Origin of the sequence: Aliarcobacter lanthieri (assembly GCF_013201625.1) — a bacterium.
GTDB classification, from domain to species: domain Bacteria; phylum Campylobacterota; class Campylobacteria; order Campylobacterales; family Arcobacteraceae; genus Aliarcobacter; species Aliarcobacter lanthieri.
Genome location: NZ_CP053839.1, coordinates 2,246,055 through 2,261,838, shown reverse-complemented (window position 1 = coordinate 2,261,838; position 15,784 = coordinate 2,246,055). Strand labels below are relative to the sequence as shown.

The window sequence follows — 15,784 nt, the reverse complement described above, 5'->3', positions numbered from 1 at the left end:
AACTATTTTTAAGCTAAATTTGAGAAAAAACATAAGAAAAATTTATCTTTTCTTCAATAAATAATCAACTTTTAAAAATATATAAATTACAATCCAAATACAATTTGTTTTAATAATTGTTATTAAGGAAAGATAATGACTAATTTATCAAGATCAAAACTTTATGAAGTAGGAAAGGTTTTACTAAAAGAAGAACGGAGTAAATCTTTTGTCAAACAGGTTGCTAGAGTAAATAATCAATATATAAATCTAAATATTGTAAATGCAATGATTGAAGATAATATTTATTTAAATATTGTTGATAATGTTGTAAAACAATCTCATATTCAAAAACTAAGAAGTAAAAAAAATGAACAATTACAAATTAGATTGATTCTTCAAGGTAAACTTGAAAAACTTGATCAATTTTCAAATGAAAAAATAATTTATAATGAAAATGAGATAAGTGTAGAATATAAAAAAGATATAGAAGAGTCTTTGTTAAATAAACAAGGAGAACATATAAAATATATTTGCATAACTTTAAATGAACATTATTTGAGTGAAAATAGTTATATTAGTGATATGTTCAAAGATAACTTTAGTAAAAAATTTTATGAACCAAATTTAAAAAATAAGTTTTTAGAAGTTTTTAATAGAGAGTATTCTAGTGGACTAGATAAAATATATCTAAAAAACAAAACTATGGAAATAATTTTTTATGTATTTGAAGAGTTAAAAAAAGATGAAATAAAAATAGAAATGCTAAATGAAGAGGATATAAAAAGAGTAAAAAAAGCAAAATTATATATTGAAGACTATTTTTATGAAAATATTACTATTCCCCTTTTATCTAAAAAAGTGGCTTTAAATACTACTAAATTAAAGAAAGGTTTTAAAGAACTTTTTGGAAAAACTGTTGGAGAATTTTTAAGAGATTATAGATTAGAAAAAGCTGTAACATATTTAAAGGAAAACAAGTACTCTGTAAGGGAAGTTTCTTTGATGTGTGGCTATACAAATCAAGCAAGTTTTTCATATGCTTTTTCTAGTCAATATAATACTAAACCAAAAGATGTTTTAAAAAAATCTGATTTGTAAAAAAAATGTTCTAATTTCTACAATACAATATTGATATTTATTCCTAGTTCGAATATAATCCTTTTGAAATTTTAATTTATTTGAAAAGGATTTTTATGGAAAATATGACACAAACAACAAGTTTAGAAAAAGCTCAAGAAAAATTAGATGTTTTTTTAGACAATATAAAAACAGTTGTATTATCAACTGTGAGTTCAGATGGAGAACCATTTGCTAGTTATTCACCTTATGTACAAGATGAAGATGGTAATTTTTATGTATTTATTAGTACATCTGTTCAACACTCACATAATATGTACAATACAGGAAAAGCTCATTTACTTTTTATAGAAGATGAAAGTGATACAAAACATATTTATGCTAGAAGAAGATTATATTTTAGAGCAAATGCAGAAAAATTTGACGAAAATGATGAAAGAACTGAAAAAATAGCACAACTTTTTGAAAAAAGATTTGGAAAACAAGCATCTTTAGTTAGAAATATGCCAGCATCAAGATTTTATAAATTATATCCTTATGATGGAAATTTTGTTATTGGATTTGGAGCAGCATATAAACTTGATGATACAAATAAAAAAGTTAAAGAACTTAATACTATGAATGGAATAGCTCATGGTGAAACTCATGAGTTAGGTTTAAAAAAAGATGCGTAAAATAATAAAACTATCTTTAGTACTTGCCTTAACTGCAACTTACTCTTATGCTTCAAAAATTGTAAGTATAGGAGGGAGTATTACAGAGACTATTGTAGAATTAGGGCATTCAGATAAATTAATTGGAGTTGATTTATCAAGTGCATATCCTAAAGATGTTACTTCAAAACTTCCTAATGTTGGATATTGGTTAAACCTTCCACAAGAAGGAATTTTATCTTTAAAGCCAGAAGTAGTTATTGTAAGTAGTCAAGCTGGACCAAAAAAATTAATAGATAGTCTTCCAAAATATGGAATAAAAACCTATATTATAGAGGATAATCCTACAATAGAATCTGCAAAAAATAAGATAAGACAAATTGGTGAGATTCTAGGTGAAGAGAAAAAAGCTTCAGAAATTATTTCAAGAATTGAAAGCAATGTTTCGAAAATGAATGAAGAGTTAAAAGATAAGAAAAAACCAAAAGTTTTATTTTTATTTTCAAGAGGTGAAGGTACTATAATGGCTGCTGGAAGTGAAACGAAAGCAGGATATATGATAAATATTGCGGGTGGAGAGAATGTAATTGATTTTAAACAATATACACAAATATCATCAGAATCTATTTTAAAGATGAATCCAGATGTTATTATTACCTCAAATCATACTGGAGAAACAGGTTTAGATAATAGTATTGTTGCTTCTACAAATGCTGGAAAAAATAATCAAATCTATACTATGGATATGCTTTTAATATCTGGATTTACTGTAAGAGTAGATAGTGCATTACAAGAACTTTCTTGTATGTTTAACAATAATAATTTATCATATTGTAGTAAATAAAAATGTTTACTTATAAAAAAACAATTATTTGGGTTTTTATAGTTTTAACTTTTTTATCTATGGCTATAAACACAACATTAGGAGCATTTAGTATCTCATTTAAAGAGATACTAAACACTATACTAAATCCATCAGAAAATACTATATTTTATCAAGTTTTAGTAGATATTAGATTGCCAAGAATTCTATTAGCTATTTTAATAGGGATTGCTTTTGGTATATCTGGTGCTATGATGCAAACACTTTTTAAAAATCCTCTTGCTGATCCATCGCTTATTGGAGTATCAGCAGGAGCTAGTGCTGGGGTTGTTATTTTTATGTTAATGGGTAGTTATTTACCTTTTGCATTAACTACTGGTGTTTTATCTTACCTTTCACTTCCTCTTAGTGCTTTTTTAGGTGCTGTTATTACTATTTTAGCTATTTATAAACTAGCAACTATTTACAATAAAGTAGCTATTACAGTTATGCTTTTAGCTGGAATAGCTATAAATGCTATGCTTGGGGCATTGGTTGGACTTTTTACTTATGTTAGTACTGAAGAAGAGTTAAAAAGTTTTACTTTCTGGACTATGGGAAGTTTAGCAAATGGGGATATGAAAGTTATCTTAACACTACTTCCTGTAGTAATAATCACATTTTTATTTGCAGTAAGTAAAAAAACAGAATTAAATCTTATGCTTTTAGGTGAAGATGAGGCTAAAAATTCTGGAGTAAACTCTGAATTACTAAAAAAATTAATTATCCTTTTTGTATCTTTAGCTATTGGTGTAAGTGTAGCCTTTTGTGGAATTATTGGATTTATAGGGCTTGTTGTACCACATATCGCAAGAATTTTAGTTGGTTCAAATCATAAATATTATTTACCTCTTAGTGCTATTTTGGGAGCATTTATACTTTTATGGGCAGATAGTTTAGCTAGAATGATAATTTCTCCTGCTGAACTTCCAATAGGAATTATAACTGCACTTTTAGGAGCCCCATTTTTCTTATGGCTATTAATAAAAAATAGACAAAGTACAATGAGTTAAAGGATACAAAGTGTATAAAATAAAAGATCTTAATTTCTCAATTCAAAAAAAAGATATATTAAATAATATAAATATTGAGATAAAAACAAATACCTTTTTATCTATTGTTGGACCAAACGGTTGTGGAAAATCTACATTAATAAAGACTATAAATAGAAATTTAGATATTCAAAGTGGAACTATCACATTAAATGATAAAAATATTGAAGATTTTAGTGATAAAGAACTAGCTTTAAAACGTTCAGTTTTAAATCAAGCTTTCTTTTTCCCATATAATTTTAGAGCTATTGAGATTGTAGAAATGGGGCTTTATGCTTATGAATTACATACAAAAGAGAAGAATGAGATTTTAGAATATATAGTTTCTAAACTTAATCTGGAATCTTTAAAAGATAAGAATTATTCAAATTTATCAGGTGGTGAAAAACAAAAAATCCAATTTGCAAGAGTTATTGTACAACTTTATGCTAGTCGTGAAAAAGAAAAATATCTTTTTTTAGATGAGCCTACTTTAAATTTAGATATTTTTTACCAATATAAAATATTGGATTTAACAAAAGAACTTCAAAAAGACTTGAAAATAGGAGTTTGTGCAGTATTACACGATATAAATCAAGCATATTTATATTCTGATGAAATTGTGATGATGAAAGAGGGGAATATAAAATACTTTGGAAAAACAGATGATATTTTAACATATGAAAATATTTATGATATTTTTAAAGTAGAGAGTGAATTTGTATATTCAAAAAAATTACAAAGAGATATTCTTATAACAACTATTTAATATTTTAGCACTATATCTTTAGTGCTAAACTTTATAATAATAAAAAACCAATTTATGAAAAAAGAGTTCTAAATTATAAAATACAGTATTGATATTTACTATTACTATGGATATAATCTACTAAAATTTTTAAAAGGAAATATTATGTATAAGCAAAGTTTGTTTGCAAGTTTAGCTTTAATAATGATGTCATCAACTGCTTTTGCTGAAATAAATTTATCAGCTGAACAGAATAATGAAACAAAAAGATTAGATGAAATATTTGTAAGTACAAAAACAGATAAAACGCAAGAAGATATATCAGCTTCAGTTACTGTAATAACAGCAGAAGATATAGCAAAAATAAATGCTACAGATATTAAAGATGTTTTACTTAAATCAGTTGGTATAGTAGAAATAGGTGGAGCAAGAGGAAATGGTGGAACTTTTGTATCAATAAGAGGAACAAGAGAAACAGATACTCTTTTCTTAATTGATGGAAAAAGGGCTAATAATACAGCTGGATATATAGAATCAAGCAACTTCCAATACAATATGGTTCCCTTAGATGCTATTGAAAGAATAGAAGTTATAAAAGGAGCAAAAAGTTCTATTTATGGTTCTGATGCAATGGGTGGAGTTGTAAATATTATTACTAAAAAAGATAAAAGAGCATTATATGGTTCTATTGATGTAAAAGCTGGAGTTTCTTCAGCTGATAATGGCGGAAATAAACAAAGTTATAGTGCTAATATTGGTGGTAATATTTCTGAAAAGTTATATATGTTTTTAGATGTAAATAAAACAAATAGAGATGCAACAGGAGATAATAATGGTACATTTCTTGAAGGCTTAGACTCTACAAGTGGTATTGCAAAGTTAAAATATGATATTGATGATACACAAAATATTTATGCTTCATATATAAAAGGTGTTGATAAAAGGGAAGATTATAAAGGACCACAAACTTATAAAATAGAAAGAGATATCTACAATATTGGATATGAAAAGATTTTTGATAAAGTAGGTATTGGATTAGATTATACAAAAGCAAAAACGGATACAAAAGTTAGCTCTAGTGTATTTAATGGAACACATGATCTTGAAACAGATACTTTTAAAGGGGAAGTGAAATTATCTGCAATAGATTATAACTATATAGTTTTAGGAGCTGAAGCTACAAAAGAAGAGTATTCACGAAATGGTATGAATCTTAGTCAAAATTTTGATAGAAAAACATATAACTACTATATTCAAGATGAGATAGAAGTTGGAGATTTTATATTTACTCTTGGTACAAATCTTGATAATAATGACAAGTATGGTACAGAATGGTCACCAAATGCTGGTGCTGTTTATAAATTAGATGATAAACAAAGACTGAAAATAAATTATAGTGAAGGATTTAAAGCACCTACTTTAAAACAAGGAGATGGAGGTTATGTATTTAATGAAAGACCTATTCCTATAATGAATGTTATTATTTTAGGGAATGATGATTTAAAACCTGAAACTTCAAAATCTTATGAATTAGCTTATGAGTTTTATGGAGAAGATACTACATTTAAAGCAGCTATATTTAGAACAGACCTAAAAGATATGATAGAAACAAGAAATATTAGTACTAAAACAACAATGATACCTGGATTTCCACCTAAAGTATCTATTGTAAGTACAAATCAATACCAAAATATTGAAAAAGCAAATATAAGAGGTTTTGAGACAGATTTCAAATATGACTTTAATGAAAGCCATACTATAAATGCAAACTATACATTCCTTAAAACAGAAGATGAAAGTACAAATGAGGAATTAGAGTATAGACCAAAACACACTTTTAATTTAGGATTGAGTTCAGATTTTGCTTGGGGTATATCTTCTTATTTAAGTGCGAATTATATAGGAACACAATACTATACTGATTCAAATAATACAACAAATAAATCTTCAGGATATGCAATCTTCAATGCACAAATTTCTAAAAAAATCACAAATGATTTAACTGCAAGAATAGGTGTTAATAATATAGGTGATAAAAAATTTGATGATGGTGAACCTTATTACCTTGAAAGAAGATTTGCATATGTAGGATTGAATTACAGATTCTAATTTTATGAAACTATTGTAAGACAATCTTGCAATAGTTTCAATATAAAATACTCAACTTTTACTACTAAAAAATCATTTAAAAATAAAAATTCCAATTTATAAAAAAAGAGTTCTGAATTATAAAATATAGTATTGATATTTACTATTGCTATGGATATAATCCAAGAAAATTTAAAAAGGAAATATTATGTATAAACAAAGTTTATTCGCAAGCTTAGCAATTATGATACTTTCAACTACATCATTTGCAAATGAAAATATAGAAGAAACTAAAAAGCTCGATGATATTGTTATAACTGCAAAATCAAATAAATCTATAAAAGATACAAGTGGAGCAATTACTGTTATAAGTGCTGAAGATATAGCAAAAATAAATGCAACAAATCTTAAAGATATTTTAGTAAAAACTGCTGGTATAGTTGAAGTTGGTGGTTCAAATGGAATCAAAAGAGTTTCAATAAGAGGAACAAGACCAGTTGATGCACTTATTTTAGTTGATGGTAAAAAAACTAATCGTACTGGTACTTATGCAACTGCTGCTGATTTTGAATATTCACAAGTTCCTATTAGTATGATTGAAAGAATAGAGATTATAAAAGGACCAAAGAGTTCTATTTATGGTTCTGATGCAATGGGGGGAGTTGTAAATATTATTACAAAAAAAGACTATTCTAAAACAATCTGGGGTGATATAGATTTACAAGCAGGAGTATCTTCGGCTAAGAATGGTGGAGATGAACAAAACTTGAGTGCTAATATAGGAGGTAATATTTCAGATAAATTTTCATTTATGTTGGGTGTAAATAAATTTAATAGAGACGAAACTTATGGAGAAGGATATAGATGGGTTGGATTTTCTAAACCTAAAGTAGATGATGCTACATATATAGATGGTAGAGAAAGTACAAATGGAAATCTAAAACTAAAATATAATATCGATGATACTCAAAATATTTATGCTTCTTATTTAAAAGGAAAAGAAGATATCAAACAAAAAGCTAATGAAGATTATTATAGTGCTGATAGAGATGTTTGGAGTGTTGGTTATGAGAAGAATTTTGAAAAAGTATCTTTGAATTTGGATTATACAAATGCAAAAACAGATGCAAAAATTAAAGATGGATTATTCGCAAATCAAACTCATGAACTTAAAAATGATTATTTAAAAGGTGAAGCAAAAATATCTGCATTAAAAAATAATTATATTGTAATAGGTGCAGAAACAGCAAAAGAGAAATATTCAAGATATAGACCAACAACAAATATAACTGATCAACGATTTGAAATAAGAGCAAATTCTTACTATATTCAAGATGAGATAGAATTGGGAGATTTTATTTTTACTTTAGGAACAGTTCTTGATGATAATGAAAAATATGGTACTGAATTATCTCCAAATATTGGAGTTGTATATAAAATAGATGATAATCAAAGATTAAAAGCTAGTTATGGTGAAGGGTTTAAAGCCCCTGATGTTAAAATAGGAAGTAGCTCATATTTTGCAAATACAACTTGGGGAAATGATAATTTAAAGCCTGAAACTTCAAAATCTTATGAATTAGCTTATGAGTTTTATGGTGAGAATACTCTATTTAAAACAGCTTTATTTCAAAATAAAATAAATAATATGTTTGTTATTGAACAAAGAGTTATGCCAGGAAATCAACATCAATGGAGAAATGTTGATAAAGCTGATATTAAAGGTTTGGAAGCAGAAGTTGAATACTACATTACTGATAATCATATGTTAAATGCAAACTATACTTTACTTAAAACAGAAAATAAATCTGGTACAAATCAAGGTAAAGATATACAATATAGACCAAAAAACACAATTAATGTTGGTTTAAGTTCAGACTTTGATTATGGGATATCTTCATATTTAAGTGCGAATTATATAGGAACACAATATAAAAATGCAGATAATAGTGAGAAAATAAAGGCATATACAATAGCAAATGCACAAATCTCTAAGAAATTAACAAATGATTTAAGTGTAAGAGTAGGTGTAGATAATATTTTTGATAAGCATTTTGATGAAACAATAGATAATGCAGATTATCTAAAAAGAAGATTTGCTTATGTTGGGTTAAATTATAAATTTTAGTTAATAAATAAAATGTTAATTTTGCATCTAATACTCGGATTTCTTGAACTTTATATTATAGTTAATATAAATAGAGTTAGGTCGTATCATACTTTTTTTGTTTTAGCAGGATTTTTTACACATGCATATTTTATGTATAGTGATAATATAAACAATGAATTTTCTTCTAATGAAATGATTTTTGTTATATTATATTTTATATATCTAATGTATTTAACAAAAAAAGTTATAGATACAAAAGAAAATGTATCAATAAAAATACCATTATTGATAGTTGCACTTATTATTTTAATAAATGCAATTTATTATATTTTATAAGGGAAAAAAATGTTAAGAATTTCAATAGTTTTTATAGCTACAATTTTTTTATTTACTGGTTGTGCAGATAAATCTGTACTTTTAACTCATAACTTAGAGAAAAAAGAGGATATTTATTCTATAAAACAAGCAAAAAGTATTTCTATACAAGAGCTTGTAAATGAGATAGAACATTATCCTATTATTTTTGTAGGTGACCACCATAATACTCAAAAGACACATAAGTTTTTTGCAGATTTTATAAATGAATTAAATAAAAAAGGTTATAACTTAAGTCTAGCAAATGAGTGGTTTACTCCGGCACAAGATGAGTTATTAAAAGAATATACAGATAATAAATTTGATACTACTACATTTAAAGAAAAAATAGAGTGGGATAAATTCTCAAAATATAAATGGGAGTATGTATCACTTCTATATGAAGCTATAAAAAATAGTGGTGGAAGACTTTATGGTATGAATATATCAAAAGAGGATAGAGCAAAAATCTCTTTAAAACAATTTGATAAAATGAGTCAAGAAGAGAAAGATTTTTATAATAACCTAGATTTAGGAGTAACTGCTCATCAGCAGCTTGTATATCCATACCTACAACATTGTGATAAAATGCCATCTACAAGTAAAGAACCTTGTTTAGAAAGAACATATAGAGTTCAAGTTACTTGGGATACATATATGGGAGAAAATGTAGCAAAAATTGCAAAAGATGTTATAAAAAGCCCAAAAGATAAGCTTTTAGTTTTTGCAGGAGCTATGCATATAGAACAAAATTTAGGAATTCCTTTGAGATTTTCAAGATTGAGTAATCTTCCATTTATCTCTATTTCAAATGAAAAAATAGATAAAGAACAAGATTTGAAAATAAATACAAATAAATCTGATATTGTTTATATTTATGAAACAGAAGAAGAAAATAAGGCTAAATAAGTCTATTTTTATATGGATTAATAAAGTTTATTGAAACATAGATTCTTCAATATTAAAAAATAAAATCCTATCAAGCTGTTATAGTTGTGATAGGATTTATTATACATTTTTTTTATAAATAATTTAAAAGATTTAAGTATGAGTTGCAAGGTAGTTTATTTAGTTTTTATTAAAATTTCGAAGTTTTTTGATAATAGATAGATTTTCATAGATTCCTTTTTACTTTGTAACTCATACTTAAGTTTATTGTTTAAATTTTTTTATTTAACCATATTTTAAGCTATTATAAGAACTTAAGTTTTTTTTAGATATAATCCGCAAAAATTTTATATAAAGAAGATGTATGAGAGATATTAGAAATATTGCAGTTATTGCACACGTAGACCATGGAAAAACAACAACAGTTGATGAACTTTTAAAACAATCAGGTACTTTCTCAGCTCATCAAAATGTAGATGAAAGAGTTATGGATAGTAATGCTATTGAAAAAGAAAGAGGGATTACTATTCTTTCAAAAAATACAGCTATTGATTATGAAGGTGTAAGAATCAACATTATTGACACTCCAGGACACGCTGATTTTGGTGGAGAAGTTGAGAGGGTTCTAAAAATGGTTGATAGCGTTTTACTTCTTGTTGATGCCCAAGAAGGAGTTATGCCTCAAACAAAATTTGTTGTTAAAAAAGCACTATCTTTAGGACATAGACCAATAGTCGTAGTAAATAAGATAGATAAACCAGCAGCTGAACCTGATAGAGTTGTTGATGAAGTTTTTGACCTTTTTGCACAAATGGATGCAACAGAAGAACAATTAGATTTCCCAGTTATTTATGCAGCTGCAAGAAGTGGATTTGCAAGATATAATCCAACTGATGATAATATGGATTTTAAACCACTATATGAAACTATTTTAAAAGAAGTTCCAAAACCAAAAGGAACTGATGAAAATGGTCTACAACTTCAAGTATTTACTCTAGATTATGATAATTTTATTGGAAAAATAGGGATAGCTAGAATTTTCAATGGTACAATTTCTCAAGGTGAAACAGTTATGCTTTGTAAAGCAGATGGTTCTAAAGTAAAAGGTAGAGTATCTAAACTTATTGGGTTTAAAGGACTTGATAGAGTTGATATAAAAACTGCTGGAGCTGGTGATATAGTTGCAGTTGCAGGATTTGAAACTATTGATGTTGGAGATAGCTTATGTGATCCAAATAATCCAATGCCATTAGATCCAATGCATATAGAAGAACCAACTTTAAGTGTAACATTCTCTGTAAATGATTCTCCACTAGCTGGAACAGAAGGAAAATATGTAACTTCAAATAAAATTGATGAGAGACTAAAAGCTGAGATGAACACAAATATTGCTATGGGATATGAGCAAATTGGTGAAGGTAAATTTAAAGTAAATGGAAGAGGTGAACTTCAAATTACTATTTTAGCTGAAAATATGAGAAGAGAAGGTTTTGAGTTCTGTATAGGAAGACCAGAAGTTATTATTAGAGAAGAAAATGGTATTAAAATGGAACCATTTGAGCACTTAGTAATTGATACGCCAGATGAATTTAGTGGAGCTATCATTGAAAAACTTGGTAAAAGAAAAGCTGTAATGACAAATATGATTCCTATGGGAATTGGATTTACAAGATTAGAATTTGAAATTCCAGCAAGAGGGCTTATTGGTATTAGAACAGAATTTTTAACTGAAACTAGGGGAGAAGGGGTTATGAATCACTCATTCTTAGAGTTTAGACCATATTCTGGAACAGTTGAAAGTAGAAAATATGGTGCTTTAGTATCTATGGAAAATGGAGAAGCATTAGCTTATTCTATATTTAACTTACAAGATAGAGGAATTATGTTTGTAAAACCTCAAGATAAAGTATATATTGGAATGGTAGTTGGACAACATGCAAAAGATAATGATTTAGATGTAAATCCTATTAAAGGAAAACAACAATCAAATGTTAGATCTAGTGGAGCAGATGAAGCTATTAGACTTGTACCACCAAAAATTATGTCTTTGGAAAATGCATTAGAGTGGATTGAAGAAGATGAAGCTGTTGAAGTTACTCCTGTTTCTATTAGAATTAGAAAAAGAGAACTTGACCCAACTGTTAGAAAAAGAACAGCAAAAAAAGAGAAAAATGCTTGATTTTTTATAAATAAAATTATAGAAGATATATAAAAAAGGGAAGAAACTTTTGTTTCTTCCCTTTTTCTATCTTGACACAAAATTGAAAATTAATTATAATTTATCTATTAGGTAGGTGATAAATATGAAAGTATCAAAAAAGACAGATTATGCTTTAAGAGCATTATTTGCAATAGCAGAAGCTGATAATCTAATTTCAATTAGAGAATTATCAGAATCAGTTGACGTTCCAAGAAGATTTTTAGAAAATATTATGCTTGAGATGAATAGAGCAGGTTGGGTAAAAAGTATTCCTGGACGATATGGTGGATATGTTTTAGCAAAAGGTGCAGATGAAATAACAATGGGAGAAGTTATAAGATATTTTGAAGGTATGATAGCTATGATATCTTGTGTTTCAGTTTCTAACTATGAACCATGTAGTCAAGAAGGAAAATGTTATTTTAGAAGAGTATTTTTAAATATTAGAAATTTAACAGCACAGATTTTGGACAAGACTACAATTGCTTCTTGTTTAAATCAAGCGCCAGTTACAAAAGAAGATGTTTTAAAAGAGGAGTTTGTTGGTGGATTGGGGATTTAAAAGGGTCTCAAAAGACTTTTTTAAATATTTAAGTAAAAAACTATTGACAAAGATATTTTTTATTTATATAATATCACCAATTTAATAGATGATAAATCTATGATAAAATTGTCAAAAAAGGAAAAAAATGAAAAACATAGTTCAAACACTAAAAAAGATAGTGATTTCACTAGCTATTATTCCTGCTTTAGCACTAACAGCAAGTGCAAAAGATAAAAATTCTATTGATATTATCAAAGAAAAAGGAAAAATAAGAATAGGAGTATTTAGTGATAAAGCTCCATTTGGTTACCTTGATAGTAATGGAAAACATCAAGGATTTGATATTGTTATTGCTAAAAGATTAACAAAAGAACTTTTAGGTGATGAAAATAAAGTTGAATTTATTAATTTAGAAGCAGCAAATAGAGTTGAGTATTTAGTTACAAATAAAGTTGATATCGTATTAGCAAACTTTACTGTAACACCAGAAAGACAAAAAAAAGTTGATTTTGCAAATCCATATATGAAAGTAGCTATTGGTGTTGCATCATCAGATAAAAATCCTATTAAAACAGTTGAAGATTTAAAAGGTAAAAAACTTATAATCACAAAAGGTACAACAGCAGATGTATATTTTACAAAAAATCATCCAGAAATTGATGTATTAAGTTTTGATCATAATTCAGAATCATTTGCTGCTTTAAAAGATGGTAGAGGTGTTGCACTTACTCACGATAATACTTTACTTTTTGCATGGGCAAAGCAAAATGAAGGATTTACAGTAGGAATTGATGCTTTAGGACCACAAGATACTATTGCACCAGCAGTAAAAAAAGGAAATACAATTTTACTAAATTGGATTAATGAAACTTTAGCAAAACTTGGTGAAGAAAAATTTATTGAAAAAGCATATAATGAAACTTTAAAACCTATATATGGTGATTCTGTAAATATTGAATCAGTTATAATCGAAGGTGGAAAAAAATAAGCTAATATGGATATAAATTTTATTATAGAGGTTTCACCTCTATTCCAAAAAGCTTTATTAGTTACTATAAAACTTGCATTTATAGGTATATTCTTTTCCTTAATCATAGGATTAGTCTGTAACTTGATATTGGCTAAAGAGAATGTTTTCTTAAACTCTTTAGTCAATGCTTATATTGAATTATCAAGAAATACCCCTTTACTTATTCAACTATTCTTCTTATATTATGGTTTACCAAAATTTGGAATTAAGCTTGATGAACAAGTTTGTGCAATTATTGGTTTGAGTTTTCTTGGTGGAAGTTATATGAGTGAGGCTTTAAGAGCAGGAATAGAGGCTGTACATAAAAATCAAATAGAATCAGGTTTGAGTTTAGGAATGAACAATGTTCAACTTTTTAGGTTTGTTATATTACCACAAGCACTCAGTGTATCTATCCCTTTAATTGCTGCAAATGCTATTTTCTTAGTAAAAGAAACTTCTGTTGTTGGAATAATAGCTGTAAAAGAGTTAGTGAGTTTGAGTAAAACATTAATTGGTGTTTATTATATGACTTATGAGATTATGTTTATGTTAGTAGTATTTTATTTGATAATTCTTCTACCACTTTCAATAGTTTTATCTTATATAGAAAGGAAGATGCGATATGCAGAGCACGGGAATTGATCTGATATTTGAAGGCAATAATCTACTAAGAATCTTAGAAGGTACTTTAAATACTATTCAAATTGCATTTATTTCTATATTATTAAGTTTAATATTTGGAGTTATTTTTGGAATAATATATACTTCAAGAAACAAGATAGTAAGATTTTTTTGTAGATTTTATTTAGAAGTTTTCAGAATTATTCCTATTTTAGTATTATTATTTGTATTTTATTTTGTAGTTCCCAGCTTATTTGATATTGATATAAGTGGAGAATTTGTAGCTATTTATGTATTTGTTTTATGGGGAATAGCTGAAATTGGTGATATAACAAGAGGGGCTATGGAATCAATTCCTAAACATAATAGTGATGTAGCTTTAGCATTGGGATTTAATAAATTGCAAGTTTATATTTATATTTTAATTCCACTATCATTTAAAAGAGTTATACCTGGAGTTATAAATCTAACAACAAGAATGATAAAAACAACTTCTTTGGTTATAATGATAGGTGTTGTTGATGTTATAAAAGTAGGACAACAAATAATAGAAAGTAATGTTTTAAGAGTACCAGATGCAGCATTTTGGATATATGGATTTATATTTGTTATATATTTTATCATTTGTTATCCAATGTCAAAATTTGCAAAAGTTTTAGAAAATAGATGGAATAAATAGGAAAAGTATGGATAATTTAATTGATATAAAGAACCTTATAAAAAAATATGGCGATAAAACAGTTATAAATGGAATTGATTTATCTATAAAGAAAGGTGAAGTTGTCGTACTTTTAGGACCTTCTGGCTGTGGTAAGAGTACCCTTTTAAGAACAATAAATGGACTTGAAAATATACAAGGTGGAGAAATAATCTTTCAAGGTAAGAATATACATGATAAAAATTCTGATTGGATGAAGATAAGACAAAAAATAGGTATGGTGTTCCAAAATTATGAACTATTTCCACACTTAAATGTAATTGATAATATTTTATTAGCACCTTTAAAAGTTCAAAAAAGAGTTAAAGAAGAAGTGATGCTTCAAGCAGAAGAACTTTTAAAAAAAGTTGGACTAGAAGATAGAAAATTTGCATATCCAAGAGAGTTATCAGGTGGGCAAAAACAAAGAATTGCAATTGTTAGAGCTTTATGTATGAACCCTGAAGTTATGCTTTTTGATGAAGTTACAGCTTCTTTAGACCCTGAAATGGTAAGAGAAGTTTTAGATGTAATTTTGAATTTAGCAAAATCAGGTATGACTATGTTTATAGTTACTCATGAAATGGGATTTGCAAAATCAGTTGCAAATAGAATAGTATTTTTAGATGGTGGAAAAATTTGTGAAGAATCTCACCCAAAAGATTTTTTTACAAATCCAAAAACACAAAGAGCAAAAGAGTTTTTAAATATTTTTCAATTTGAAGATTAAAATTCTTTTTAAAATAAGAGTTGAAGCTCTTGTTTTAAAGAAATTATAGAAATATAGTAAAAAATATTTTACAAACTATTGACAAAAAGTATTTTTAGTAGTATTATTTCACCAATTTAATAGATGATAGATATAAAACTATTTATTCATCTTAGTAGAAAGGATAAAAAATGATGTGCGATATGTG

General features: G+C 26.9%; 15 protein-coding genes. All 15 read left to right on the top strand.

Going from position 1 to position 15,784, the window contains the following annotated elements; translation table 11 throughout:
* Positions 1–135 precede the first annotated feature (135 nt).
* Entirely contained in the window at positions 136–1,080 is a 945-nt protein-coding gene (locus ALANTH_RS11320; protein WP_026802813.1) for a helix-turn-helix domain-containing protein, read from the top strand.
* Positions 1,081–1,175: 95 nt separating this feature from the next.
* Positions 1,176–1,733: a HugZ family pyridoxamine 5'-phosphate oxidase gene (locus ALANTH_RS11315; protein WP_051583553.1), complete on the top strand. Its 558-nt coding sequence runs from the start codon at positions 1,176–1,178 to the stop codon at positions 1,731–1,733.
* Entirely contained in the window at positions 1,726–2,556 is an 831-nt protein-coding gene (locus ALANTH_RS11310; RefSeq protein WP_051583552.1) for a heme/hemin ABC transporter substrate-binding protein, read from the top strand. Before ALANTH_RS11315 ends, ALANTH_RS11310 begins: the two co-directional genes overlap by 8 nt.
* Positions 2,557–2,558: 2 nt before the next feature.
* Positions 2,559–3,587, top strand: coding sequence for a FecCD family ABC transporter permease (locus ALANTH_RS11305; RefSeq protein WP_051583551.1), 1,029 nt, complete (start codon positions 2,559–2,561; stop codon positions 3,585–3,587).
* A gap of 10 nt (positions 3,588–3,597) precedes the next feature.
* Positions 3,598–4,374, top strand: a complete 777-nt coding sequence (locus ALANTH_RS11300) for an ABC transporter ATP-binding protein (protein ID WP_026807081.1) — start codon at positions 3,598–3,600, stop codon at positions 4,372–4,374.
* Between the two features lie 144 nt (positions 4,375–4,518).
* Positions 4,519–6,462 carry a TonB-dependent receptor plug domain-containing protein gene (locus ALANTH_RS11295; protein ID WP_026807080.1) on the top strand — a complete coding sequence of 648 codons (1,944 nt, stop codon included), beginning with the start codon at positions 4,519–4,521 and terminating at the stop codon, positions 6,460–6,462.
* Between the two features lie 187 nt (positions 6,463–6,649).
* Positions 6,650–8,569, top strand: a complete 1,920-nt coding sequence (locus ALANTH_RS11290) for a TonB-dependent receptor plug domain-containing protein (protein WP_026807079.1) — start codon at positions 6,650–6,652, stop codon at positions 8,567–8,569.
* Positions 8,570–8,581: 12 nt separating this feature from the next.
* Complete coding sequence (locus ALANTH_RS11285; protein WP_026807078.1) at positions 8,582–8,887, top strand: hypothetical protein; 306 nt, start codon at positions 8,582–8,584, stop codon at positions 8,885–8,887.
* Positions 8,888–8,896: 9 nt separating this feature from the next.
* Positions 8,897–9,814: a ChaN family lipoprotein gene (locus ALANTH_RS11280; RefSeq protein ID WP_026807077.1), complete on the top strand. Its 918-nt coding sequence runs from the start codon at positions 8,897–8,899 to the stop codon at positions 9,812–9,814.
* A gap of 343 nt (positions 9,815–10,157) precedes the next feature.
* Positions 10,158–11,972, top strand: coding sequence for a translational GTPase TypA (gene typA / locus ALANTH_RS11275; RefSeq protein WP_026802807.1), 1,815 nt, complete (start codon positions 10,158–10,160; stop codon positions 11,970–11,972).
* Positions 11,973–12,096: 124 nt separating this feature from the next.
* The gene (locus tag ALANTH_RS11270) at positions 12,097–12,555 is read left to right on the top strand and encodes an RrF2 family transcriptional regulator (RefSeq protein ID WP_026802806.1); all 459 of its coding nucleotides are present in this window, start codon (positions 12,097–12,099) and stop codon (positions 12,553–12,555) included.
* Positions 12,556–12,682: 127 nt separating this feature from the next.
* Positions 12,683–13,525, top strand: coding sequence for a cysteine ABC transporter substrate-binding protein (locus ALANTH_RS11265; protein ID WP_026802805.1), 843 nt, complete (start codon positions 12,683–12,685; stop codon positions 13,523–13,525).
* 6 nt (positions 13,526–13,531) lie between these two features.
* Positions 13,532–14,191 carry an amino acid ABC transporter permease gene (locus tag ALANTH_RS11260; protein ID WP_026802804.1) on the top strand — a complete coding sequence of 220 codons (660 nt, stop codon included), beginning with the start codon at positions 13,532–13,534 and terminating at the stop codon, positions 14,189–14,191.
* Entirely contained in the window at positions 14,172–14,849 is a 678-nt protein-coding gene (locus tag ALANTH_RS11255; protein ID WP_026807076.1) for an amino acid ABC transporter permease, read from the top strand. Before ALANTH_RS11260 ends, ALANTH_RS11255 begins: the two co-directional genes overlap by 20 nt.
* Positions 14,850–14,856: 7 nt before the next feature.
* On the top strand, positions 14,857–15,597 hold the full coding sequence (locus tag ALANTH_RS11250) for an amino acid ABC transporter ATP-binding protein (protein ID WP_172658518.1): 741 nt from the start codon (positions 14,857–14,859) through the stop codon (positions 15,595–15,597).
* The last annotated feature ends 187 nt before the right edge of the window (positions 15,598–15,784 follow it).